The organism is Paenibacillus gyeongsangnamensis, assembly GCF_027533625.1.
GTDB lineage: Bacteria > Bacillota > Bacilli > Paenibacillales > NBRC-103111 > Paenibacillus_G > Paenibacillus_G gyeongsangnamensis.
Genome location: NZ_JAQAGZ010000025.1, coordinates 79663 through 106030 on the forward strand (window position 1 = coordinate 79663; position 26368 = coordinate 106030).

Annotated in this window: 24 protein-coding genes and 1 pseudogene; 1 reads left to right on the forward strand and 24 read right to left on the reverse strand. The window is 46.8% G+C overall.

Annotation, left to right across the window (positions count from 1 at the left end; translation table 11 throughout):
* Window positions 1-1063: 1063 nt before the first annotated feature.
* On the forward strand, window positions 1064-2185 hold the full coding sequence (locus O9H85_RS30415; RefSeq protein ID WP_269885157.1) for a peptidylprolyl isomerase: 1122 nt from the start codon (window positions 1064-1066) through the stop codon (window positions 2183-2185).
* 326 nt (window positions 2186-2511) lie between these two features.
* Here the strand turns inward: O9H85_RS30415 and O9H85_RS30420 are convergent, their stop codons facing one another.
* The 24 genes and pseudogenes from O9H85_RS30420 to O9H85_RS30535 form a co-directional block, all read right to left on the reverse strand.
* Window positions 2512-3069 carry a DEAD/DEAH box helicase family protein gene (locus O9H85_RS30420; protein ID WP_269885158.1) on the reverse strand — a complete coding sequence of 186 codons (558 nt, stop codon included), beginning with the start codon at window positions 3067-3069 and terminating at the stop codon, window positions 2512-2514.
* Between the two features lie 554 nt (window positions 3070-3623).
* A pseudogene (locus tag O9H85_RS30425) lies at window positions 3624-3875 on the reverse strand (IS110 family transposase); the annotation flags it as partial.
* A 35-nt stretch (window positions 3876-3910) separates the two neighbouring features.
* On the reverse strand, window positions 3911-4462 hold the full coding sequence (locus O9H85_RS30430; RefSeq protein WP_269885159.1) for a hypothetical protein: 552 nt from the start codon (window positions 4460-4462) through the stop codon (window positions 3911-3913).
* Entirely contained in the window at window positions 4428-4820 is a 393-nt protein-coding gene (locus O9H85_RS30435) for an IS110 family transposase (RefSeq protein ID WP_333474286.1), read from the reverse strand. The genes O9H85_RS30430 and O9H85_RS30435 overlap by 35 nt, the downstream gene beginning before the upstream one ends.
* A gap of 13 nt (window positions 4821-4833) precedes the next feature.
* Complete coding sequence (locus O9H85_RS30440; RefSeq protein ID WP_269885160.1) at window positions 4834-5322, reverse strand: GNAT family N-acetyltransferase; 489 nt, start codon at window positions 5320-5322, stop codon at window positions 4834-4836.
* 120 nt (window positions 5323-5442) lie between these two features.
* A complete protein-coding gene (locus tag O9H85_RS30445; RefSeq protein ID WP_269885161.1) occupies window positions 5443-5985 on the reverse strand; it encodes a GrpB family protein in 543 nt (180 codons plus the stop codon).
* Between the two features lie 150 nt (window positions 5986-6135).
* Window positions 6136-6453 (reverse strand): hypothetical protein, encoded by a 318-nt coding sequence (locus tag O9H85_RS30450; RefSeq protein ID WP_269885162.1) that lies wholly within the window; start codon window positions 6451-6453, stop codon window positions 6136-6138.
* Window positions 6454-6537: 84 nt separating this feature from the next.
* On the reverse strand, window positions 6538-7404 hold the full coding sequence (locus tag O9H85_RS30455; protein ID WP_269885163.1) for a DUF6454 family protein: 867 nt from the start codon (window positions 7402-7404) through the stop codon (window positions 6538-6540).
* Between the two features lie 150 nt (window positions 7405-7554).
* Window positions 7555-8370: an inositol monophosphatase family protein gene (locus O9H85_RS30460; protein WP_269885164.1), complete on the reverse strand. Its 816-nt coding sequence runs from the start codon at window positions 8368-8370 to the stop codon at window positions 7555-7557.
* Window positions 8371-8955: 585 nt separating this feature from the next.
* Window positions 8956-9720, reverse strand: a complete 765-nt coding sequence (locus O9H85_RS30465; protein WP_269885165.1) for a glycerophosphodiester phosphodiesterase — start codon at window positions 9718-9720, stop codon at window positions 8956-8958.
* Window positions 9721-9734: 14 nt separating this feature from the next.
* Window positions 9735-10343, reverse strand: a complete 609-nt coding sequence (locus O9H85_RS30470; protein ID WP_333474287.1) for a CehA/McbA family metallohydrolase — start codon at window positions 10341-10343, stop codon at window positions 9735-9737.
* A 1-nt stretch (window position 10344) separates the two neighbouring features.
* Window positions 10345-10497: a PHP domain-containing protein gene (locus O9H85_RS30475; RefSeq protein ID WP_269885166.1), complete on the reverse strand. Its 153-nt coding sequence runs from the start codon at window positions 10495-10497 to the stop codon at window positions 10345-10347.
* 464 nt (window positions 10498-10961) lie between these two features.
* Window positions 10962-11804 carry an ABC transporter permease gene (locus O9H85_RS30480; RefSeq protein ID WP_269885167.1) on the reverse strand — a complete coding sequence of 281 codons (843 nt, stop codon included), beginning with the start codon at window positions 11802-11804 and terminating at the stop codon, window positions 10962-10964.
* Complete coding sequence (locus O9H85_RS30485) at window positions 11801-12970, reverse strand: extracellular solute-binding protein (RefSeq protein ID WP_269885168.1); 1170 nt, start codon at window positions 12968-12970, stop codon at window positions 11801-11803. The genes O9H85_RS30480 and O9H85_RS30485 overlap by 4 nt, the downstream gene beginning before the upstream one ends.
* A 2-nt stretch (window positions 12971-12972) precedes the next feature.
* The gene (locus O9H85_RS30490) at window positions 12973-14025 is read right to left on the reverse strand and encodes an ABC transporter ATP-binding protein (protein ID WP_269885169.1); all 1053 of its coding nucleotides are present in this window, start codon (window positions 14023-14025) and stop codon (window positions 12973-12975) included.
* 37 nt (window positions 14026-14062) lie between these two features.
* Window positions 14063-14887, reverse strand: a complete 825-nt coding sequence (locus O9H85_RS30495) for an ABC transporter permease (RefSeq protein WP_269885201.1) — start codon at window positions 14885-14887, stop codon at window positions 14063-14065.
* A gap of 52 nt (window positions 14888-14939) precedes the next feature.
* Complete coding sequence (locus O9H85_RS30500) at window positions 14940-15947, reverse strand: LacI family DNA-binding transcriptional regulator (RefSeq protein WP_269885170.1); 1008 nt, start codon at window positions 15945-15947, stop codon at window positions 14940-14942.
* Between the two features lie 352 nt (window positions 15948-16299).
* Window positions 16300-16593 carry a polysaccharide deacetylase family protein gene (locus O9H85_RS30505; RefSeq protein WP_269885171.1) on the reverse strand — a complete coding sequence of 98 codons (294 nt, stop codon included), beginning with the start codon at window positions 16591-16593 and terminating at the stop codon, window positions 16300-16302.
* Between the two features lie 788 nt (window positions 16594-17381).
* Window positions 17382-18365 (reverse strand): Gfo/Idh/MocA family protein, encoded by a 984-nt coding sequence (locus tag O9H85_RS30510; protein ID WP_269885172.1) that lies wholly within the window; start codon window positions 18363-18365, stop codon window positions 17382-17384.
* A 39-nt stretch (window positions 18366-18404) separates the two neighbouring features.
* A complete protein-coding gene (locus O9H85_RS30515) occupies window positions 18405-20366 on the reverse strand; it encodes a GTP-binding protein (protein ID WP_269885173.1) in 1962 nt (653 codons plus the stop codon).
* Between the two features lie 381 nt (window positions 20367-20747).
* Window positions 20748-21746 (reverse strand): phytoene desaturase family protein, encoded by a 999-nt coding sequence (locus O9H85_RS30520; protein WP_269885174.1) that lies wholly within the window; start codon window positions 21744-21746, stop codon window positions 20748-20750.
* A gap of 32 nt (window positions 21747-21778) precedes the next feature.
* Window positions 21779-22327 carry a phytoene desaturase family protein gene (locus O9H85_RS30525; protein ID WP_269885175.1) on the reverse strand — a complete coding sequence of 183 codons (549 nt, stop codon included), beginning with the start codon at window positions 22325-22327 and terminating at the stop codon, window positions 21779-21781.
* A gap of 513 nt (window positions 22328-22840) precedes the next feature.
* On the reverse strand, window positions 22841-24691 hold the full coding sequence (locus O9H85_RS30530) for an alkaline phosphatase family protein (RefSeq protein ID WP_269885176.1): 1851 nt from the start codon (window positions 24689-24691) through the stop codon (window positions 22841-22843).
* 553 nt (window positions 24692-25244) lie between these two features.
* Window positions 25245-26219 (reverse strand): DMT family transporter, encoded by a 975-nt coding sequence (locus tag O9H85_RS30535; RefSeq protein ID WP_269885177.1) that lies wholly within the window; start codon window positions 26217-26219, stop codon window positions 25245-25247.
* Window positions 26220-26368 lie beyond the last annotated feature (149 nt).

The following is a 26368-nucleotide window of genomic DNA, read 5'->3' on the forward strand; positions in this document are numbered from 1 at the left end:
TCTTTAATTCTTCAATTACAAATAGGCATGCCCTCCCCTCCATATAAAGCCTTCATGAGAAACTTTGTTGGCAAATCCCATTTACACAAAATAATTTACGCTCCCCTTAGCACGGACAACGACATCCTCCCGTACACTATGGATAAGAGCACATAATGTAATGTTTGTACTAAGGAAAGGTTTTGTTTTGCCACTTACCAGTTCTAACCATATGTGTTGTATGTATGTTTCAATATATTGAAAAGCTCAAAGGTGGTGTTCTGATATGCTGTAACCTTTTACTCATCCTTCCATATTTCAATTGTTGTGGTTGTTATGCATGAATATCTCGATAATAATGATTTATTGGGGGGAAGGTATTATCAAAATCAGAATCGGAGACAAATTGTTTTAAACTCACCATCGAAAGATCGCAAATTAATCATAGATTAATATCCAGAATCTGCTTATTCCTTCTGCTCGGTGGGGATTCTCCCAGATCGCTACACGGCAGCCCCTTCGGTATTGAACTATAACGTTCTGTTATTTTAACATTGCCTTTCCGCAAACTTTAAAGCTAATTTACATAATAAATTCCTGTTTGTCACTAACCTTAACGAATACACCATAGTCCAAAATTAATTCCTTTGTTTGGATGTTAATTGTTGCCTTATAACGGAATAAAATGTGTCAACGAGCAATATGGCGAAAATTATTTTCAAAAATTACACCATATATACATGTCTCTGCCAAAATAAAATCGTATTGGATTCATCGGTAGACGATGGAGGTTATGATCCGTCCGTTGCCTTCAGCGTTGCTTTCGTCCTGCTGAAATCTGATATAAACCCATCAGTGGATTGGTCTTGCGGGTACATTTGGCTAGCGGCTCATCTTCTTAAATCATGAAATTAGCACACGTCACTAGGCCCGGCTGGAAGGATTCCTTAAATTTTAATTCCAATAACCGCATGCTCGCTTATCTCGCATGATTAAGTTTTTTAGGTTATATTAAGGTTTAATTCCCGTTAAATTTGGTATAGTGGAGAAATGCGTTACCAAAACACTAGGAGGATTATAGCATATGAGTGAATTCGAAAAGAATCCGCAAGATAAAGACGGATTGAAAGTGAATAATCCTATAGAAGAGAATACAGCCACTACTGTTGTGGACGATTCTACACCAGTAGATCCTGCTGTCGGCGAGTCGATAGCGGTAGCACCGGCTGTTGTTGAAGATGAAGCCGTGCAGCCAGCGCGAACCTTGAATAAAAGCTGGCCTTGGATGGCGGTCGCCGCGATTGCTATTGTTGCTCTGATTATCGTGCTCGTCACCGGTCAAAAAAGCAATAGCATGTCCGAAACTGTCGGTACTCTAAACGGAGAAAAAATTACCAAAGCCAATTTATATGATGAAATGGTGAAAAAATTAGGAACACAGCCGGGGCAAATTTTAGACAACTTAATGACGCTCAAACTGATCACCTTGGAAGCGAATAAAGCAAAAGTGAATGTCACCGATGCCGACATCAATAATGAATTACAAAATCTTAAAATCAAAAACAACCTTACTACCGATGACCAACTGAATCAAGCATTGGCTCAAAGCAACATGACGATTGACAGCTTAAAAGAAAATATCAAAACGAATCTGGAGCTTCGGAAAATTCTCGAGCCGCAAATTCCGGTGACGGACGCAGTATTGCAGAAATATTTTGAAGCTAACAAAGCCAGTTACGGAACTCCGGAACAGGTCAAAGCTTCCCACATCCTATTGGGTACGCAAGTGGAGGCGGATGCCGTGCTGGCTGAACTAAAAAAAGGTGCGGATTTTGCGACACTTGCCAGTCAAAAATCAACGGATCCAGGTTCCAAAGCTAAGGGCGGTGATCTCGGTTTCTTCGGAAAAGGGGTCATGAATCAACAATTCGAGACGGCGGCATTTGCTTTGAAGAAAGGCGAAATGAGTGGGGTTGTGCAATCCCCGAATGGCTTCCATATCATCCTGGTGACCGATATAAAACCAGCTGTCGTGCCAACTTTCGAATCGGTTAAGGACAAAGTCAAAACCAATTATATTGACAGCCAAGTTCAAACATTGGCCCCGGCTTGGATAGCCAAAGCCAAAACCGATGAACATTACTCTAACTTGCTGATGTCGGCTCCGACCACCACGGCGCCCGCGACAAGCACTCCCGCGCCATAATTTAACAATCGGAAATTAATTATGCAATAACATAGATGAGCCGACTGCAACTGTGGTCGGCTCGTTTTGTTGAACTCCCATGAAAATTTAAACCGCGAAAATCCACAAATAAAATAATACTTTATTTTCTCCGAACAGTAATTCGCCAGATTTCCTTTAACTGGAGATCCCTAAATCAGTTTGTATCTCTTCCAAACTTTCGAAAATTCTGAAAATTTTTTAAAAAATGGCTCTGTTATTCTTGATTATTGATTTCTGACCAAAAGAAAAACCGCCCTTTCATTAGGCGATTATTTCTGAACTATCGTACCCGTTAGTGGAAAGATCTAAAGCTGAAATCGCTCTTTAATTAATAATGCCGTCTCTTCGGGTGTTCGATTTGTCGTTTGAATACGAATGTAGTTATCCCTTGTGATCTCACCAGGTAATGAGTTCAAACGGTGTTTCTCTATAGTACGAATTAAATCTTTTTCTGATCGTTCGACATCCCGTTTCGTTGGTTTATGATGTAAACGATGAGGGGATTTATTACGGATAAGTCTTTCCTCAATGTCTGCCTCGAGTTCTACAAAACATACTTCGTGACCCTTGGTTTCGAAGATGTTACAGATTTGATCGACAAACTCCCAGTCAGTTGGTAAATCGAAACCCCATACATATGTAAACATAAATCCTGTACTATTGCTTTTAGACATCTGCTCAAAGATTTCTTTGCGAAATAGATCGTTCAACCTCCACATCTCAGGTCCAAAGCCAAAGTAAGGATATAACAGTTCAATCGTCTGATGGTTGTGGAACAACTTCAATGGCGTGATTTTTTCAAGTTCGTGCCCCACTGTCATCTTTCCTACAGCCTGGGGACCGAATATCAGTATGAACTTCATTTTTTTTAAAACCGCCCTTCTTATTAGAAAGATGTTCCCAGATTACACCATGTAGAAAGTATGGACAACAGCAATTTCAGTTTGAGTTTAATTATAAAGTTCCCCACAGCAAGCTTCGGGGAATTAGACCCCAGTGATTAAAGACTCTGCCCAATCTTATTAGCGTAAACTGCCCGTCCCTCGGTTTTAAGGGTTTATCTCACATATACTCACTCATTCGCAGGATTTCGTCACCTTGGTTTGTAGATATTATTCAGGAAAACGCTCATCAGACGTAGCTACCCAATTTTGGGCATACGGGAACAGAAGAAGTGTTGGAACATTTCTCCAAGGGTTATTCTTCTGCACGCATACTCCACACTTACCTTAGGGTTCACCATCCCATGACTCTACGGGTCTATGCCCTTACATTCCTTCGTTATACCTGACCAAGGCGTGGAGACCGATAACGTTTAGCTAACGGGTCTGAGCCCTTATCGGGCAGTAACTCGGTCCTCCGTGCTTTCTTTTTTCAATCCTGCGAATGAGTCAATACACATGGTTCTTTATCTGTCTTAAGCAGCTTGATTATAAGGAGGAACAACTCTATTTGAAGAGAAGACCTCTCCTCGTTTTGCTATACCAACGATGATTCGGGCCAATTTTCCAATCACTTTAAATACAGATTGTTGCTTCATCATTTTCTTAATTTGAACGTTGTACTCGTGAAGTTTCTGGAACACAGGATTATTTCCAATGAGCTGCAGCGTAGCTAGATATAGATATTTACGCAACGTAGCGTCCCCCCTCTTGGAGAGTACGATCTGGCCTTTCCTCTTTCCTGAGGTGCTTTCAGCTAGGTTTAATCCTGCTTTACGTAATAGCTGGGTCCGTGGGCATACTGTCTGAGATCACCAGTACCTGACAGAATTGCTGCGATACAGATAGATCCCAGGCCGATCGAATGTAATTGGTTGGCCATTGAAATTCCGCTAAGCAATACTTCGATATCCTTTTCAATTGTACCTAGTATTTCTATAATCCGTTCAAACTCTTCTAATAACCGCTTGAGATCCTGTTTTGCTTCGAGTAGAGCTGTTGTGTCCCCTATACTTTGCTTAGCTGCGGCAATAAGCTGTGCAGCTTTTTGCATGCCGGTAGAGCCACCAGCTCGCTTCATATGCTTCCGCCAGCTTGTAATCACTTCTGGTACAGACATGGACTCTATATCTTGCGGTAGGGGAAATTCTTTAAGGGTGGCTAACGAACGCTTGCTTGTCCAGTCATTAAATACAGAGAAATACTCTGGGAATCGTATGTCTAACCAGCGAATAATCCGGTTTTGAAATCGTACACTATTCGTTACCCAAAATTCCCGGTCACTCATCAACCCCTCGGCTAACCACATCAGCAATGACAAGTGCATCCTTCGGATCACTCTTGGAGGGGGAATTATCGCGGTTTTCCTTGTTTCGTTTGGTGGTAGCTGGATTCACCATTACAACCTCTTTACCCTTGTCAGCAAGCCAATTAGCAAGGTTGTATCCGTAGTGTCCTGTTGGTTCCATACCGATTATGACGTTCTTTAAATGGTGCTTCTGTTGAATTTCATGGATCCATCGTTCTAATTTCATAAAACCTTCAATTGTATTTGAGAAAGAAAGATGCCTCTTGGTAAGTATGATTCCTCGAAAATTTGTAACAGGAATGTTTAGGTGAGTAGTACCGAAACAATAAAAACAGGCGATGGATCGATTCCATCGCCGCGCTATCGTTCTCCGTTAGTTAAATCGTCAATACCATTTTTACCAGGGTTAATGTATGTTCATCTAATCGTTCTGTAAACTCATTAAGAATTAAAAAACCTTTAGAATTATAGAATCTTTTACCGGTGGAGTTTTCTTTTTCCACGACAACAAACAATCTTTTTATTCCGCTTAATGCTTCAATTCCTGTAGTTAATAATTGACCGCCAATCCCTTGTGATTGCATTTCTGGCAGGATATAGATAGCTCCAAGTTCAGCTTCATCGTAATCCTGTTTCGAACGAAAGAAATTGGCGAATCCTCTGACTTCCCCATCAATTTCTGCAACAAAAACAAGAGACCTATCCATTCTATTTCTCATTGCTGTTTCCGAGTAATTTCTTTGAAGAAATGCTTCTTGAATATGAGTTGGGATTATTCCGTTATAAGTGTTATTCCACGTGGTTCTTGCGACCTTTTGTAATGTAGGAATATCATTAAGAGTCATCCTTCTTATAAGGGCTCCCATTATTATCATTTCCCCCTAACGCATTATAACTTCAGTATTCTGCTCGTAGCTTAGTAACATGTACCGGAACCAAAACAAGCGATGGATCGGTTCCATCGCCCTGCTATCGTCTCCAGTTCATTACATATCGGATATGCCTGGTTTCCATCCTACTTCTTGCGACCATAGATGAGCTTTCTGTATAATGTCCCATACAATCGGCCCTTTTCTCTCTACATATTTGGGGCGCTCATTCTTAAAAAGTGCCATTAGTCGGTGTTTTTCTTGTGCGTATCTCAAACAATCTGCAGGATGAACTCGTAAATAATCTCTGAAAACTAATGTCACCTGCTCTGAAAAACTTCCTGCTTGCCTCACATGAATGTGGGTTCGAGTCCCTGGAATTTCACGGAAATATCTTTTGGTTTTGTCGGGATTTTCTTCCCTTAATACAAACCCCACGTGTTCAATCTTATCCTTATAGCTTAATATATCATCGTAATGTAAAACCGATATCTGGATATCAATGATTGGCTTTGCATCCAAACCGAACACCGAAGTTGAGCCAACATGATCAATACGAATTGCTAAATTCCCCAATGAACTTCTTAAGTTCGATGCTACATTCACGAATAGACTTTTCCATTCTGGATCATGTGTAGCTATCCTCCATTGATCCTCCATCTTTTTCTTCCCCTTCGGCAACAGGATACACAAATTTTACCATAAAATCTAACGTCATCACTAAAAAAACTAAGCCAAATGTTGCGTATCCTGCCCGTTTGTTGAGCGAGGTGCAGATAAACTAAAACAAGCGATGGAGTTCAGGGACTTCTATTTCCCTTTGAGAATTTGATTTCTAAATTTCCTCCATTTGCTGAAGCCATTACTCGGATTGGATGAAAAATCAATTATACCTGTAGCGCCATCTAATGCTTTCCATCCTGTTCTGTGACAAATAGTCTTTATAATATCGATTGCTTTATCGTTACCTCGAATATGAAGTGCAAATGATAAAACATCTGTTACATCAGTAATACTAAATTCAATCGAGTACTCTGCTGTATCTAACTTTCCCAGCTGGTGGCAATCTTCTTCGGATTGAAACTTCTTTTGAAATTGAATAAGGTTGATCGATTCTTGCTTAGCCATGATACCCACTCCCGAACGTACGTTTGATTTCATTATACCAAACGAACGTTCGCGTTTAAAGAGGGTCCTAAGCTAACTGGAGAATCAAATTTTATTATTCAAATTGCTTGTTTCATATATCAGCACAGACCCGTGATCGTCATCCGGTACAGCATAAAGCCGCATCTCTTGCCCGGCGTTCTCCACGAACACCGGATTACGAGTAATCACGTGTCCTTGCGGAGAAAACTCAGTGATTGGTGCTTCATGAATCGTATCCAACGTTTTCATGTCTATCAGGGCTAATCCACCCAACTCGTACGGCTTGGAATTGCGGCCTGCAGGATTGGGCAGCTCAGAGATACCGCTCAAAATCATTTTCCCCTCGCCTACATAATGACCGTCTTGATAATCCACAAAGTGACTCGAGTTTTCTTTCACAAGCAGCAGTTGCCCCTTTTGGTTCCATTCATAGAACTTACGTGAACCCCAGCTGTTACCAATCAGCTTACCATTTTGACTGTCACGGACCAATCCTCCGATATGATCATGGACTCGCAACGATTCTTCTGCTTTCATAGTCTTCGGATCGACTTTGTAAACAATAGATTGGCTGTTGGGTCGGTATTCGGCGACAGGTACCCAAATATTATTACCATCGAAATCAATGCCGCCTGGATGATAGATGTCCCCTTCACCCAAGAGTATATCATTCAAAAGCTTCCCCTGTGTATCAAAGACAAACAAGTGACCGATTCCTTTTCCAGGAGTACGATCATAACCGTGCTGGGGTTGGTCATATTTAACTGGCTTTTCGATAAGTTCAACCGAGGACAAATAAAAGAGGTCCCCGATTCGAACCATTCCTTGTGAGTGGTAGTTGTTAAATTGTAGATCAAACTTATCTATTTGCTCCCATTTCGTGTTGCGTGTAAGATTTCGGAACTGATCGATGAGTTTCTGGTTATCCATATGTGCTTGTCCTTCCATAGTTCGACTGGGGTTTATTGATTTGTGCTATTATTTCTCGATATTTCAAAAAAATTAACCCTTACAGTTTACTAACGTGTTTATATAGAATTTCAGCTTTTTCAATTCTCTCAAACTGTACAAGGAAACCCATTAAATTTCTATCCCGGATAGAAATTCAGAATGAATCTTTCCGTTTGAAGCTACAAGTGTGTCATGGTGCAGCTGATAACTATTACCGTGATTATCGGTTACTTGACCTCCTGCTTCACGAACAATCAACACACCCGCTGCCGTATCCCATGGATGCAGCCCATTATGCCAAAATCCGGTCAGCCTCCCCATGGCGACCCAGCATAGATCGAGACTGGCTGCTCCGTTCATGCGTAGATTGCGGCAGGTTCCCGCCAGCTTGTCCATCTGATGCAAAACATTGGAATTAGGTCCCCACTCTTCCGCCTGAAAGCCTGCGGCAAGCAAAGCTTCGCTCAATTGCTTTTGTTTTCCCGCCTGGATAGGTTCACCATTACGGAAAGCTCCAAAATGTTTTCTGGCGTGGAACAATTCGTTTGTCAATGGGTTATAAACGACACCGATGAAAGGCTCCTGATCACGAACAATGCCGATCGATACGGCAAAATGGGGAATTTCATGGATGAAATTGGTCGTTCCGTCGATCGGATCAATAATCCAACCGAGGCCGGGTCCCTTTTTCTGCAAGGCTTCATAGGAATTCAACGTACCGTTATCTTCTTCCGACAAAATCCAATGGTCGCTGTAATCTTTTAAAATATGACCCCGCAAAAATGATTCGCTGAGCATATCTACTTGGGTTACTAAATCGGAGCCATTCTTTTTCTCTTGAATGTTTCCTAAATTGCCTACTCGCCCGCGAATGAGATCCCCTGCTTGCTTGGCATACTCTATTGCTGACTGAAGTAAAGCTGCTTCACTTGCTTGATTCATCATTCACTCATCCTTTACACATACATCTCGGTTCATGCTTTGTCCGGAGGTTTTATCAAATACGGCAATGGATTCTATGTCGGCAGAACATATAATGGGCGTGCCCCATTCGGCTGTATAATTAGGTTCCGCAAAAAGTCGGACCAGGGCATCCTCGATCTTCACACTTACAAGTTCCACCAAGCTGATCATTCCGTTAAACACGAGATTCCCACTATCACCCAATTTAAGATCATAGGGGCGAATCCCTGTACAATTGCTTCATTGAGTAAGGTAAGGACTTATCGGTAGGATTTCACAAATTAGTCCTTATTCAACCTCTCATAATAAACGTCTATGACGATGGTTACTTAGAGCCCAACAAACGCCGAATCCGCTCAGGCCACTCCATTTTCGGATCCCGAAGTTGTACAGCAGTCCATGAGTAAAAAGAACCGCGTTCACCCACTGTGATTTAAACATTAGTGGTTTACGCAACAGATAGTGCTGTGGGTCCACTGGTACGGAAAAGTTAGTATAGTCTTCAAACGTACCCTCAAAACCTTTAGGCCAGTACTTTTTCAAAGGATGGTCCGGCATAAATATCGATCACAGCAGCTCACCTAGCATACTTTGTTTTAATTGAACCAGTGCCTCAACATTCCTAGTCGTAATCGAAGCAACTCCCATATCGGCAAACTGCTTCATCAAGTGTTCTTCATTCACAGTCCAAACGTAAACAGGCAGTCCTTTGGATGTGGCATAATCCAGCAGTTCCGGGCGAACAACCAAGTGAGCAATATTGATGCCAAAGCAAGCAGCGGTCAACGCGTCCTGACAAATTTGCTCTACCAAATTCTCGTATTCCATGGATAAAAAAAGACGTGCATCGACATTAAGCAGTTTTCGTATTTCCGGATTCGATTGCTGCGCCTTCATCGCTCGATCTTTCTCGCAGCCTGATAAAAAAACTTGATCCAGGAGATTATGCTTTTTCACCAAAGCAGCCACAGGTTCGATGCTATCATCCACTTTTAAGTCCAAATTTGCAATTTTTCCTGTCGCTTGAATTAGCGGCAGCATCTCTTCCAATTTGCATATGCGCATCTTTTCACGTTGTTCCCCGTGTGTGACATCGAACTGCAGTTCGCTTATCTCCTCGTAGGTCAATTGTGAGATATGCCGCTCCCGGCCGTCCGACGTATACCAAATATCATCATGGGACAATACTGGGATACCATCCTTGGTTACCCGTATATCCTCTTCAACTATGTCCGCCCCGAGCCTAAGCCCGGTTTCCACGGAAAAAAGTGTGTGATCCAGAGTATTCATACTTCCGCTGTGAGCGGTAATGAGTGGAAATGAATGTACCACAAGTGCAGCTCCTTTCAACGATCAAAATAAATAGCATTCGTAAAGGCGATCAACGTCCGGACTCCATGCACATTCCCCCATAGCTCGGCACGAACCCACAAGATCTCGTCACTAGCAATATCGAACAAGCATCCCGCCTGATCCTGAGAGACGGAATGTTCACCAAGAACGCCGGTATTGCTCATAATTGTTAGCCAATAGTTAGACTCGGAAAATTCCCAAATCCCTTGTCGCGCACAAAAATCTATTTCTACATTGACCTTATAATAATGACTTTGTTCCGTGCGTGGCAAGGCAGTACCGATCCCATAAGAAATCGCATTGAAGTGTATCTCCATGGTAACCAGCGGGCCGATCGTTACGGATGCCTTGCCTGCAGCGAAAGCGCGCACAGCTTTGATTGTTATTGACTCTTCCGTATCCTCGATGTTGAGATAAGTCACCGATACCGGTTCATTTGTCGAATCTTGCGTATGCCAGTCACGTCCTGACGTTGCTGCAATGCGGAAGCCTTCATTCAACTTCTCCGTCCATAAGCGGAAGGTTTGTGCGTTATCGGTTTTGATCGAGGGAAATGTTCCCGACCAGACCTCGATATCATCTAGATCGTTCCAATCTTCGATTTTAAATTCCCAATAGGCCGGTCATAGTATTATGATCGGTCAAAGCGATGCAATCGAAACCAAGAGCTTTAGCTCCTTCAGCTAACTCGAGCAGTGTCTGTCTTCCGTCGCTGTGAAAGGTATGACAATGTAACTCACAAGCAATCCATGGCATACGCTTATTCCTCCTCTTGGCGTATATGCAGCGTATACCGACAGTTGTCAGTAACTATAGCATGCACATTGAGCGTCACTTCCTACATTCCTGTAAGGAATTTGCCGCTAACAAGTCCCGGAGAGGCTTCCTCTTCGGAAAGGAATAAAAGCTGCTCGGGATCGTGCCGATGCCCTGCACCGCGGTGACGCTCGGGATCATCGACCGAAACAGTTACTAAGTTTTTAGAGACAGGAAGGATTCCCATTTTGCTTGAAGCCGTTCGCGCTGATTCGGTTCGGTGTACTTATCTATGCTTTCAAAAATCATCGTATGCGCCTGTTCCCGATCCTCTAAATTCTTCGGCCCGTAAGCAAAGCTGATGCACAACTTGCCTCCCGGTTGACCAAGGTGAAACTTATATGATATGTGGCTTTTCGAACAAATCGGGGTCACTTGCCCCTGTACATCAAGAATGATCCTACTCATGACCTCGCACTCTCTTCTTTAATCATGCTACGGATGTAAAAGTATCCCATTACTGAGCAAAGCATGAACGTAAAGAAGGCGGTCGCGGCCGCGAGCTGTCTGTCCTGAAAGACGCTGAAAATTTGATCCATCGACACGCCGAGCATTTGCGGCGCATTGGGGCCGATCAGAAACGGGGCCGTAAACGAACCGATTACCCCCATAAAAACAAACGTGACCGCTACGAGCATGGTTTTGTAGGTGAGGGGCAATATAAACCTGAAAAAGATTCGCAAGCCGCTGGCTCCAACGTCTTTCGCGCTCTCGATAACCGAGTTCGGAACTCCGGATAAGGCTGAACCGAGCAGCATCGTCGTAAACGGAATATTAAACCATAAATTGGCGATTATTATCCCTTTCATGTCGAAAATAAAGCGAGGTAAAGTCCCCATATGAGTCGTCATCAAAATTCGAGCTACCCATCCATGATTGCCCAACAGTTGGATCAGGCCATACGTAGCGATAACGGATGGAATAAAGATCGGGATCATGTACAATTTGCGGATCCAGATGACAGTCGTTCCGTTATTAAATCTCATGTAAGCGGCCAGCGCGTAGCTGATAATCAGCACGAGAATGACAGAAATGATAGTGACTTGCAGGGTGAAAATGATGTTGGATCGCATCAGCTTATCGGTAAATAAATACTGATAATTGGATAAATCGTAGCCGCCGGTCTTGTTAGTTAAGCTTTCTTTAAAAGAAATGACAATCGGAATGACGACGATGACGAGCAGCAATAAAAAAGAGGGGATTACCATAAGCAATCCCAGTATCCCCATTTTCATTTGTTTACTCATTGGGCGGCGACTTCGGTCTGCCAGCGTTTGTATATATCTTTGCTCAGATCGCCGATATTGAAAGCACGGAATCCTGATGCTGAGCTTTTGAATGCGTCTTGCACATCCTGCGGCATATTCGAAACCTGAATGCCCGGGAAGCCATGCAAACTGTTAACAACAACGGATTGTGCTTCCGGAGTCAACACGTAGTTCAGGAATTTATAGATGGCTTCTTTCTTCGTAGACAGCTGATTCACCATCAAATAGGCAGGACCACCATTAAACCCTGGGGTTAGCTGTACCATTTTCGTCGATTTCGGTAATTGACCTTTAGAGGTTTGATCGAGCACCATATCGGACCATGCCGGAATCATGTCGACTTCTCCACTAGCCAGCAAATCGAGCGTTCCTTGATTTTTCTTCGGGTAAATGCCGTTGCCGTACACATATTTTCCGAGATCCTTCAATTGCACGAAGCCTTGATCCCACTGCTTCTCAATGCTTGGATCGGAATTGTGAATCGCATCGGCTGGCAAATTTTTATAGAGAGCCGTCGTTACAAACGAGTCTCCGGAACCGCCGGTGGACGGGTCGTTATAAGCGAATCTCTGCGGATGCGCCTTGATCCATGCGTACAGTTCATCCATATTGGTCGGAGGAGTTTGCACTTTATCGCTGTTATAAGCCAGTACTACGGCAGAAGCGCGGTACGGAACAGCCAAATTAGCAATATCTTTCATCGTCGCAGGATCTACTTTGCTCAAATTCGGAATTTTATCGGTACTTAACGTATCCCACAAGCTGTCTTTTTGGCCGCGCGTCACTAAACTCAGGCCATCTTCATAGATATCGATATCTCCGGAGCTTTTATTCGCTTGTTTGGCCGCCATAATGCGATCATAAGTGGGTTGAGAACCTGTGCCGGAAGTAGTGAATACCAAATTAACTTTCACATCCGGGACTTGCTGCTCGAACTTCGGAATGACCGCATTCCAGAAATCCTTCACGTTTTGCGAGCTTGTAACATAAAGAGAAATCTCTGTCGGCTGTGCAGGCGCGGCTGCGTTGGCGGGACTTGAACTTGCTGAACCTGCAGGCGCATTGCTGCTGCCACAGCCGGATAAAACAGTGCCTGTGACGGCAAATAGGGTCGTAAGTATAATGGCGGTTTTCTTGATAAACATGATTAAATTCCTCCTTGAATAATTTTGGTTTCCGGATATGCCAATGCTTTTGCGAAGCTCACATTAACGATTTGACCCGAGTGAAGATCTTTGACGAAATCTCGTGGCTGAAATGTTCGAATCGTTCCATACTCCTGCAATTCGACGGATACCTCAGCGTAATGCCCCAATACCATAATTTGCTTAATCGTTCCCGAAAGACCTTCTCCCTCTTCCCCATTCACAAACACATCTTCAGGCCTGATCGCGAGGATCACGTTCCCGGAAAGCTTTTTTGAATTCGGGAAAGCCAGTTGTCCTACCCTTACACGATCGTCTGCCACCACCCCCTTTAAAAAATTCATTTTGCCGATAAATTGAGCAACGAAGAGCGTTTGGGGAACATCGTAGATTTCCTGCGGTGACGCGATTTGCTCAATATGCCCATGGTTCATGACGACAATGCGATCGGAAATCGATAGCGCCTCTTCCTGATCATGCGTAACAAATACCATAGTAAGACCGGTATTTGCCTGAATCTCCCGCAATTCTTCCCTCATCTCGTGACGTAGTTTTGCATCCAGCGCAGAAAAAGGCTCGTCCAGCAGCAGAACGGCTGGTTTTAATAATAGCGATCTCGCAACTGCGATCCGCTGTTGCTGTCCGCCGGAGAGCTGGCCCGGATATTTACGCTCAGCTCCAGGCAAACGGACAAGCTGCAGGACATCGGAAACGGCTTGATCAATCTCAGCCTTCTTTGTTTTGCGTATTTTTAAGCCGAACGCCAAGTTATCGTAAACCGTCATGTGCGGCCATAAATTGTAGCCTTGAAATACCATAGATGTCGGGCGCTTCTCTGGAGGAGCCTTAAGAACGCTTTTGCCCTCAATGAGAATATCTCCCGAATCCGGTTCGAGAAATCCCCCAACACTGCGCAGTACCGTTGTTTTACCGCAGCCGGACGGACCCAGCAAAGTAATCATTTCGCCCTTGCGGACATCAAGAGAGATATCGGATACGCCTTCCCCTGTTTTATAGCGTTTTGTCAGCTGCTTTATCTTAAGTTGAATGTCCATACTAAACCTCCTTTTTTAACTGATTCATAGTTCTTGATCATTTGATTTGGAATCCGCTCGACAGGACATCTGCGCTTACAAATCGCTGTGCAGCAAGCAGTAGGATAATCGTCGGCGCCGTCAATATGATTGAAAAAACAGCGCCTGCATACGCAGGATAATCGGCGATGATCGAGTACATGACGATCGGCATCGTTTTATAATTGGGAATACCGACCAGGAATGTGCCCTGCGCTTCATCAAGCGAATTCAAAAACGTAAATATAGATGCGACAAGGATACCCGGCATCGCCATCGGGAGCGTGATGCTGCGAAATACACGAAAGGGACTTGCTCCTACATCCCTGGCCGACTCTTCTTGAGCGGTATGGACGTTGCGGAATGCGGCCGTTGGTATCCAGGTCATGAACATGAGTACGTTAATAATATGTATCAACACAACTCCTATCAAAGTGTTCATTAAACCCAGCTTGTAGAATAGCACCGCAATCGACACGTAAAGCCCCATTTTCGGAAATGCGTGCGTGAGCAGAAAAGAGAATAAGAAGAAACGGCTTAGCGGAAAACGAATCCGAGCAAACGCATAGGCTGCCGGGATACAGAGCACGATGGATAAACCAGTCACAATCGAAGCGATAAGAAAGGATAAGCCAATCGATTTAGCGATATCCTCCTGCTGGAATACAAACGTCCACCATTTCAAAGACCATTGGTGCGGAAGTACATCTGGATAGTTCCATGTGCCGGTGAAGGCCAAAATGGCCAAATTCAGCAGAGGTCCTAAGAAGAAGATAATAAATACAACAAGAACGATAAATTCAATGATTTTACGAGGACCTAGCCCTTTTAAATACCAACGCAAACGGAATTCACTTCTTTCAGATGAAATGATTTTTTTATGATTAATTCTCCAATTATTTTGCTTTTGTAGAATTTCTGATTTTAAGTACAGGAGAAAACATCTGCATTTTCTTTTGGCTTGTATTTCCATGTATCCATTCGTCTAGCATCAATACCGCCTCATGGCCCATTCTTGTTTTTGCACTGTGGATGGTAGTTAAAGTTGGATTGGACATAGCCGCGTAATCAATATCGTCAAACCCGACGACTTCAATGTCTTTGGGGACTTGCAGCCCTTTTTCGTAAATGGCCTTTATTGCTCCCAGTGCAATCATGTCATTTGTAGCAAAAATGGCTTGAAAATCATGGGAACGTTCCCATAAAGCTTGAAAAGCTTTGTAACCTTCTTCAAATTGTGAGGTATCAGCGTAGTAAATTTGATTTTCATCTAATTCAATACCGTTTTGGTTATATGTCTTCTGAAAGCCTTTTGACCTTAAAAAGTGACTGCGGTGCTCCTGAGGCCCGGCTATGATGGCAATTCTTGTCAATCCCAGAGACAGCATATGTTCAGCTGCAAGCTCTCCACCCCGTTCATCGTCATTGACGAGGTGAATCACGTCACTGTCATCGGTTGTCCCATTAACCATGACAAACGGAGTTTGTGAACTCTTAAAATAATCAACCAATTCCTGATTGAGTCGGCTTATCAGTATAAGTCCGTCCACTCGTTTCTCTAGCAAAAAATCTGCTGACCTGCTGGATATTTCCTTATCCGTCATGACAAATATCGAGTACCCTAGTTCGTATGCCTTTTCCAGAATAGCATCCAATATTTTCCCATAAAATGGATGAGAGGCAATTGGATGATGCTGGCGGTAAATAATAACGCCGATATTTTTGGTGTGGCGGGAAACCATGGCACGGGCTACAGCATTGGGTTTATACTGCAATTTCTCAATGGCAAGGAGCACTTTTTCACGTGCATCCGAACCTACATAGCCTTTATTGGAAATCACACGTGAAACGGTCGACTTCGATACCCCTGAAATAGTTGCAATGTCTATGATCGTGTATTTCAATTAAATTAATCACCTCTTTCTATTTGTGGGAAGGTTCCCACATGACCGATTGGTTTGGTTCAAATTACTTATAATGTTATTGTAGTGATGAATTGTTTGAAGAAAATTAACTATCTGTAAAGGTTTTGTAAATTGTTCTAAGTGAATAGAAAGGCATTTCCAAGATAGAATTCACCGTTAGAATGATACGGTGAACGTAGACATATAGGGCGATTTCACTTTGATGATTCGCCCATTTAGTTTTCTTCAGTTAAAATATCACCCGGCTGCATGATGCGAGAAGCATCCCTCGATGTACTGATACCATACTAGCATAAACCCTACTAGGGGAAACTGAGTGAACAAGCCTCTCTTAAGGTTTCTTTGCAGAAATAAGCTCTGGCACCCATATCCTTTTTGCTTCAAAAAGGCGATAATCTGCGGAAGTGCCTCCACCGTGTTTTTCAAATTCCCTTTTTTCCCACCTGCAAAGTGCTGCAGGATTATAGAGCCAGGGCACCTCTTTTCTGACGTTGCTAAGAATTTGCGAAACTCTTTTCCCATCCCATTCCAAAGTATCGACAGACCAACCGATCAATTTGTGACCAGAACTCGAAGCCACTTTAACATGCTCGATAAGATGGAGGAAAATGTGGGGATCTATCATCACGATTACCCCGGCAGGAGCTTAGATTTGATCGATGATGCTGAAGAACGAGGGATGACTATCCTCTCGACTCGAGGAACTCATGGCAATGTACTTATCAGGAGATATAACAAATTCGGATCTTGTCACATTCTTTTCTAAGCCAAGACTCGCGGAAGTGCAACATCTTGCGGTTTAGCTTAATCCCGCTATCTTCAGACGAGATTATTCGTCGATGCTTGTGCCGCTGTTCAAACAAATAATAACCATATATTATGGGATTGCTCACTAATGTTGCTCCGTGGATACGGGAGTTTTAGTGTACCTTTTGCTCCGCTACAAAGTAGGTTAATTTGTGTCACAATACTACAATGTAGGGACATTTGTGCATTTTTTGTTGACACAAATCTCCCTACATAAAAATAAAAAAGTCTGATTTCTCAAGCTCTTGCTGAAAAGATTATGTTGGCACATTTGTGTCATTGGACACATATGCGCTCTCGCGACACAAACAATACGCTTTACAAAAGTCGGCCAGCCTTGTATAAATGTCGCTCCGACACCATGTTATTTTGAGCATATACGGGAAAGGCGGGGGCATGTCTTCTTGGCTCGCCTTCAGGATTGCAGACCACGGTTCATCCTCCTAATAATGCGACAGCTTTTCAGCAGCTCCTCTTCGCTTAATATCTATCTTACAGACTGTGCTCCCCGGCTTTCATTAGCAAAAACTGGGAGCGGCTTCCCACCGCCGCAAGAAAAAAATGGGATGCCTCCACCCGCCAGGGGAGGACATCCCTTTCTTCGCTTTAGCTACGGTCCTGCCAGCCCTTCACGAGCGCATCCATCACGCGGCTGGTGCGGGCGGCCGTCTCCCCTGTGCTGGCGCATTTGCCGATGCCGAGCAAATCGTTTACGATCGTCTGAATCAGCGGCTGCTGAATGTGATCCGGCCTCTCGAACGGAAACGTTGTCGCCCCGTCCGCGGTTTCGAGTACGACAGGCTCATGGCCGAATGTGGAGAAGACGAGCTTCCCTTTGGAGCCGATCATTTCGTTGCGGTCCTCGCGGCCAAAAGCGGAGAAGCACCACGTTCCCGTGCCGTAGACACCGCTTGCGAACTTGTAGGTTCCCGTCACGATATCTTCGACTCCCGCAACCTGCCCCATCTGATTGGAGGCAAGTCCTTTCGCCTCGGCGACAGGCCCCAGCAGGAAATCGAGGATGTCCAGCGTATGGCTCGCCAAATCAAAGAACAGTCCGCCGCCCGACAGCTCCGGCTGCAGCCGCCACGGAACGCTACCGCCTTCGATCAAGGGCGCCGGCTGGTACTGCACCGTCTGCACGAAACGAACGTCGCCGATCGCCCCGGCCTCCAGCAGCTCCTTCACCTTCAGAAACCGCGGCAGCGCCCGCCGGTAATAGGCCACAAACAACGGCACCTTAGCCTCGCGGCAGGCGGCAACCATTCGGTCGCACTCGTCCCCGTTCAGCGCCATAGGCTTCTCCACGTACACCGGCTTTCCGGCTTTGGCCGCAGCCAGCGTATATTCGAGATGCGAGCCCGGCGGCGTTGCCACGTACACCGCGTCGACCTCCGGGTCGTCGATCAGCGCCTGCGCATCGGCGTACCAGCGGGGCACGCCGTGCCTGCGGGCATAATCCTCAGCCAGCTTGCCGTTTCGCCGCATGACGGCGACCAGGCTGGAATGCGCGGCCTTTTGAAAACCGGGACCGCTCTTCACCTCCGTAACATCGCCGCAGCCGATAATACCGAACCGTATTGTTTTCATAGACGTCCCGCCTCCCTGATTTCAACGATCATCAATCGCTTATAACAAATGCATCTTCGCTTCGGCCTCGTCCCACGGCACCGTATACCCGCTCCCTTTGGCGCAAAAGATCGAAGACGAGGTGTAGAGCGGGTCCGCGTCCTTCCGGTAGCCGATTCGCTCGATCACTTCTTCCGCATTATGGCACAGGTCGTAGCCGCCGAACGTCATATGAAGGCTGCCCCGCCCATGCGTAAAAGAAGCGAGCTCCGTACTGTAGCTCATAAACGTCGCGACCGGCACCCGGCCTGTAATGACGGCATGCGTGCCCGTCGTTTGCGGTGGCTCGAAGCGGCCGTGAGCCTTCTGCATATCGGACAGCACCCTGCCCAGATCGTCCAGCTCGACTTTGATCTTCACGTCGTAATAAGGCTCCAGGAGCACATTGTCGCCCTTCTCCAGCCCCTGCCTGAGCGCGCGGAACGTCGCTTCGCGGAAATCGCCGCCGTGCGTATGCTCGTTGTGCGCGCGGCCCGTCAGGAGCGTAATTTTGATGTCGGTAATCGGCATCCCCGTCAAGAGGCCGTGGTGGTCTCGTTCAAAGAGATGCGTCCTGACCAGATTCTGGTTACCTGCGCTTAAATCGTCGAGATGGCAGGCGCTCTCGAACGCAAGGCCGCTCCCCCTCTCCCCTGACTCCAAACGCAAATGCACCTCCGCGTAGTGCCGGAGCGGTTCGAAGTGCCCGTAGCCGGTTACGGCGGACCGAATCGTTTCTTTATATAAAATCTCCGGGCTGCCGAAGGCGACGTCGAGACTGAAGCGCTCCTTCACCAGCTGCTCCAGCACCTCCAGCTGAATGAGGCCCATGACATGAATGTGGATTTGCTGCAAGCTTTCCTCCCAAACAACGTTCAAGGACGGGTCCTCTGCGTTCAGGATCCGGAACGCCTTCAGCACGTCCTTCACGTTGAGTGATTCGGCGAATACCACCTTGGACTTCAGCGTCGGCACCATGTCGTAAACCAGCTTGCCGGTGCAGCCGCCCAGCCCCTGGCCGGCCTCGGCGGCGGATAGACCGGTTGCCGCAAACAGATCGCCCGCCGCAACCTGATCGACCGGCTGCATTTTCGTCCCGCTCACGAGGAGCAGCCGCGTGACCTTCTCGCAGATCGGCTCGCCCTCGGAGTTGTAGCGGAGTTCGTCCCGTACCTTCAGCATGCCGCTCAGCGCCTTAATGAAGGTCAGCCTAGCCCCGCCGCCGTCGTGACGGATTTTGTACACGCGTCCGCCGAAAGGAGCTTCCGCCCGCGCATCGTAGTCCGTCGCCGTCTGCCGGTGCAGCTGATCGAAGAACTCAATCACGCCTTTATCCTGCAGAGCGGAGCCCCAAGCGCACGGAAACAGCCGCCGGCCGCGAATCATCGCCTGCAGCTCCTGAAGCCAGAACGCCTGATCCTCCGTACTCGCCAGGAACGCCTCCAGCAGCCGCTCGTCCCGCTCCGCCATGCTTTCCAGCAATGTCTCCCCGACGGCTACGTCCGTCAGATGGCCGGTTATCTCGCACACATCGCCCGTCAGCTGCTTGCGGATGTCAAGAAGTACCTCAGCCGTATCCGCCCCGACCCGGTCCGTCTTGTTGATAAAAAAGAACGTCGGGATGCGGTGCTTGTGAAGCAGCTGCCAGACCGTCTCGGTATGGCCTTGGACGCCCTCCACCGCGCTGATGATGAGAATGGCGTAATCCATCACCCGCACGGCCCGCTCCATCTCCGGCGAGAAATCGACGTGTCCGGGCGTATCGATCAAATAATAGGTCGTCCCTTTATACGACAGGACAGCCTGGTCGGCGAACACCGTAATGCCCCGCTGCCGTTCGATGTCGTGGCTGTCGAGGAACGCTTCCTTATGGTCGACCCGGCCCCGCTCCCGAATGCTCTGTGTATGGTACAGCAGCTGCTCGGCGAATGTGGTTTTGCCCGCATCCACATGCGCGAACAGGCCGATCGTCTTCTTGGTCATCGTATCTCCTTGTTTCCGGCGAGTTGTCTTTGCTTCTTCCTATTATTTCATTCCCATTGAGAAATGGGAAGGGCCAAAGAGTAACGAAATACTCGCTATTTTAGGTTATCTTAGTGGATCAGAATCTGCCTGAAATATAGATTCGTCAAACTACAGTTTTACGTAATTAAAATAATAGAGACCGACTACCCTTAAAGTAGTCGGTCTTCTTCCTTGTTCGGCGACACAAACATATGCGCATTTAAAAGCCGGCTGTGGTGAGATGGCCGGTTTTTATAGTAACTATCGTTACCCGTTAGTTTAGCAGGCTGCCATGGCTACTTGCTCAATAATGGTTATCTAACTCTTGTTTCTCGATAAGTTCAATTGCCGATCTTGTCACTACTCGTGCGACAGTAGCTTTTGAGCGACGATGTAGCCTGATCCTCCGTTTATTCCATGACCCGGCCAGGTTGCCGCTCCCAGCATAAACAGGTTCGGCACTTCCGTCTGATGGCTAGGTTGCGCCGGAAGCGGCCGGAACAGATAGCTCTGCGCCAAATCATGCGCGCCGCCGTACGGATCGCCTGGGCCTGAATTGGGGTTGTAGCGTGCAATCGTGTCGGGAGTTACAACCGCGTGTCCGATTACCGCACTTGGGATGTTAGGGATATGTTTGCTTACGATTTTCAGCACACGCTCTACGAAACGCTCGGTGAGATCCGGGGTCCAAGTACCGTCGCCAACATCGATTTGATTGGCAGCATCGCCGCGTGGACGGCACGGTACTTCAAGCACTTGAACACGCATCACGGCCTTGCCTGCCGGCGCGCGAGTAGGATCGAGATTTGAGGAGCAGTCTACCGTAAAGGTCGGCTTGGCTGGAAGCAAATCCGACATCCCTTGCGCAATCGCCTGCGTGAAACCATCTAGCCCATCCGTCAAATGCGGCTGACCGACGTTGGTAAAGCGCGTATCCGGCCAGCGCGGAGGCTCACTAAGAGCGAGGTGGATTTGTACGCAGCCTCGACCATAGCGGAACTGCTTGGCTTGCGAGAGCAGGTGAGGACTGACTTCAGCATTCGCCAGCAGCGAGAGGTAGAGCTGGTCAGGACCGGTCGAGGCGACGACCGTCTTATTGGCATAAAATTCCTCACCTTCTGATGTCCGCACGCTAACGGCACGTCCGTTCTTCACGACAATTCGTTGAGCTTTCGTATGGGTGCGAATGGTTCCGCCCTGATCCTGTATCAACCGCGCTAAGGCCTGTGCAAGCTTCTCGCTGCCGCCTTCAGGTATGGGCATCCCGCCGCACATCAACGCCATTGCTGTGAGCGGAACCCAGATGCCACTTCCGATTTCGTCAGGCGTACGCCCAAGATGCGTGACCCACGATGCCAACATCGATCGCAATGCAGATGATTGAAAGGAGCTTACCACATTACGGGCGGTTGAAAAGATAGATACAGCGAAAGCCGAGAAGCCCGGCCGTCCTTTGTCGTGAAGCAGTTTATTAAGTATTTCGGAAGCTTGGGGGCCGGAGAGGTCCAAATTAAATAGTGAAAACACATCGCCAGCATGGGGATTGAATTCTTCAAACATTGAGCCAACACGGTGCCGTCACCGGGTGCCAGTCGCTCAGCTTCTACTACTAGGTCCTCAAACGAACGGGAGAATACGCCCGTCTGCCCGTCCTCCATTGAAACACCGGTCGGAAGCTCCGTATTTATGTAACGCAGTCCGCGTGCTTCAAGAGCTTCCCGAAAGTCTGCATAGGCGGGTCCCGTCAACAAAAGTGGGTGGGCCGCTGCATACACATCGTGTTTAAAGCCCGGGAGGGTGAGCTCCTCCGTGCGTAGGAAGCCGCCCGGACGATCGTTTTTTTCCAACACTAACAAACTTCGTCCCGATCGAGTCAAGTAAGCAGCGGCAATCAAGGCATTGTGGCCGCTTCCGATCATAATGACATCGTAGGTATTCAATGTCAAAATCCTCCTTTTCATCATCGGTAAATCTATTCTAACCGAGGCTACGGGAGACATAAGTCGCTTCATGTCGAAAGGTTAGCAAAGATTGAAACAATTTTTTTTAGTAAACGGTAATGCAGGTCCATGTTTCTTTTCTCTGTCATGGTTCCTTTATACCAGTAATCTGTTTGTTACTTCGACGACAAAGTAGACTACAGCGGCAGTCTGCTTAACTACACTATCGTACCCGTCCCTCAGTTTAGTCAGAATATCTTACTGTTTGCATACGCTGCTGCCCCAATCATACCGCCCGAGATAGAACTAACCAGAGAATTGTTCTTGTTTCATGGAGAATCTCAATGGCTAATGCGTCCCCTACAGCAGATGCATATCTACATAAATTACCCTGAAATAAGCTGATATAAATTTTCACAGTCAATGGCAGCCCAAGCACAATAGTTCGATTAATGTCAGGGTAGAAAAAACCAGTACTCCGCCTATGAGCGAAGTACTGGTTTTTCTCCCAGATTAGTCGATTGTAATCACTCTGATACCGTCTGCCCAGCTCCAGCCGACTTTCTTTCCGAACAATTCGGCAACGAACCGTAGCGGCAGCAAGGTGACCCCGTCCTTATTCGATGCTCCGACGTCCAACGTTTTAGCGATACCATTAACAAAAGCCTCGTTCGAGTCAGCCGTGAATTGAACTTTCGTACCGTTCATCGTAAGTGTCAAGGTATTGGCATCGGCCCAATCGATAGAGGCGCCAAGCAGCTTCGCCAATTCATCGGCAGACAGTACCGTATGACCGCTGATCATGGATACTGAAACCAGGTTGGAACTGTCAACTTCGTTACCGTCCTTTTTGAACTTAAACCCGGACGAAGCGGCCATAGCTTCCGGAAGAGGTTGGGTATGCTCCTGTTTTATTGCTTGGAGATTACCCGGTTCTACACCGAGCAGCTTCATAATTGTCGGGGCAACCTGTGTCGTGGTCACCGGGTCGTCAATGTGGCGCGCTTGGCCGATACCGGCATATGAGACGAGCAAAGCGACTTGATTGTCGTCGTCGCTGAAGCCACCGTGCTCTGCGATCTTCTTGCCCGGCTTCGTATAGATGACGCCGTCGTTCGGCTGGATGACGATATCCGGAACTCTGGAATCTGTAGCCGGGTTGTTAAACGGCCACTTTGGACCGCTGATGTTATAACTATAAATATCTTTGATGCTCGCTTTATCTTTATTTTTCGCAATGGCTGCTACAACCGAATCCGTCTTGGACGAATCCGTCAGCCAAATCAGAGCGACGTCGTCTGTCGTCATTTGCGCAATCAGATCGTCCGAGACACCGTCAATGATGAGCTTCTTGTCGACGATTTTCGTTTTTGCAGGATCGATCGGAGATTGTCCATGCTTAGCGGTAATGATGATCTCGGTTGAGTCGAACAGGTTCATCTTTTTCAACTCGCTGATCATCTTGCCGAGGGACTTGTCGGTATGATCCAGAGCGTCGGCGAGGCCGGCGCTAACCGTTCCGCTGGCATCCTTATAACCGTTACCCGGAAGCTTTTGCGCCACGCTGACAGCTTGAAAATTCATTCCAAACAGTGCCGGAACCGATGCCGCTGCAGTACCCGCATGATTCTTGCCGTCAATTTCGTTCAGGATCGCGGTAACCTTCAAATCGTCATAATCCTTCGTCGTTTGAATGCTTTTCGTTGCATCGCCGTTTGCGGCGATTTCCGGTGTATACAAATCGTCCACGCCTTTGCCTGAAGGACCGTTAACCAAGTCGTAAGCCAGATGCTTGTCGCTCCATGCAGTATATTTTCCGGCAGCCTTAAGGGCTTCGAACACCGTATTCACGCGCAAAAATTGATGCGGGTACACCGGTTGCTTCGTCACCGGATCACGCGGAAGTACATCAGGATCGATTTTGCCACCGCCGTCAATCGCATTGGAGTCTTTATCGATCGACTCATCATAGACGATCTCAGTTCCTGGTTTGTCGCCGGACTTGCTGGCTACCGGGGGGAGCAATCTGCGATCATAGCTGTCGTCATAAAATACACCGGTAGAATTAGGAGTCCCGCCTGTGACAAGCGCCAGCAGTCCTGGAAACGAGTCCGAAGGCTTGGTGCCGACAGCATGGTTATAGGTAATGCCGTGCTGGCTGAGAGACGCTAAAGTTGAATTCGGATTGTTCTTCACAAAGTTGTCCAAATCGAGCTGGTGCAGGCCGTCGACGCTGATGAGCAATACATGCTGTATTTTGCTTTTCGATACGGGAGCCGCATCCGCAGCGAAGCAAGTGGCGGATGAAGCAAAAAGCGAGCAAGCCATGGTGAGCGGAACGAATACTCTCAAATTTTTTTTCATAAAACACCTCATCTGGTAGATTTATACTCTTCGACTAATTATATCACTCGCGAATCTAAGAAGATTAAGCCCGTGTAAACATTTTCCAGAGAAATTGTTAAGCTTGCATTCTTAGAAAAGATTACGACTGATTCATCATTTTTCAAACTAGTTCGTATACAATTGAGGATATTGAACAATATGCACTAAGAACGGGAGATACATCATGATAATGATATTATTGATCATAATTAATTAGCGATGTTTTCAGAGTACCGTTTATGAATCAAGCTCAGAACGTCAATTGACCGATGTATTTCAGAAAATCACTCCGAAACCTTTGCACGTACGCCTTTGGAATAAAGATTCTTACGACGTTCTCAAATGCGAAGTGCAAATTGCCGATGATGCGCTACTCACGCTCCAAGTAATAGTTATCGGCATCATCGTCCAGTCTCGATGTTTTGAACAGCTTAATGTAAAAATTAGAAAAAGCCAACTCTAACCAATAACAACAAGCAATTGAATACAATGTTAGACATTATATTGATGAAATGTAAAAAGGATAGAGTTTTCAGATTACATCTGAATCTCTATCCTTCTTTTTCCCCCATTTTACAATCGCATTATGATTTGGTAAAAATTTTTCGCCCAATCCAGCTTTTGGCTCGCGCGGCAGCCGATGCTTCATGTTCGTGATAGCGACGCCGGCCAGGATCAGCACTCCGCCGCTGAGCTGCGCGAGCAGGATCGGGTCACCCAGCACAAAATGGCTGACGATAATGGCGATAAAAGGCGGGATGTTCATGAACATGGCGCTCATGGATGCACCAGCGACCGCGATGCCCTGGTTCCACCAGAAGCCTGCAAGCCCTTGGCCGATGACGGCAACGCAGACGAGCAGCGCCCATGTGAACACCCGATGGCTGGCGTGCATGTCGCCGTTCAGCGCTTCTACCGCGACGGCCGGCGACATGAGGATCGTGCCGATCACCGTGGAGTAGATCGTCACCTCGTACGAAGTCATCGCCTTCGTCAGCTTGTTGATGAACAGCAGGCTGACTGACATGCCAAGCATCGCAACAAGCAAATACACATCGCCGTGGGAGATGCCTAGCTGCTTGTCTCCATACAGGACGATGCAGACGACGCCGATGAGCGCCACGATGGCTCCGACCAACTTCTGCCCAGTGATGACCTCCTTGAGGAACATACGCGACATCAGCGTCGTCGCGATTGGGGCCAGCGCGATGATTAGCGCAGCGTTGCCCGCCGTTGACTCCTGCAGACCGGTAAAATAAAACAACTGGTTGATCAGCGTGCCAGTGATGCCGGCCATCAGCAGCAAGCCCCACTCGCGAATCTTCGGCCACCGCATCGATTTATTGATGATTGCCACCGAAATGAAGAAGAACGACATGACAACCAAGCGCGCAAAAGAAAGAAAAATCGGAGAGAAATCGCGCAACATGTACGCGCTCGCCACGTAGTTGCCTCCCCAGAGCAGGGAGACGCCCCATAATTTAAGCAGTACTGTACGATCTGGCATGAAATTGTGTTCTCCTTGACGCCCGAATTAGATAACTGCGATAGTCCCTCGTCCGCTGCTTCAGCGGGTTCGAAGGGCTTCCCTTCTTAAAACCATTATACTTGAATATTCAAACCCATCACCACGCTATCGTACCCGTTAGTTGAATG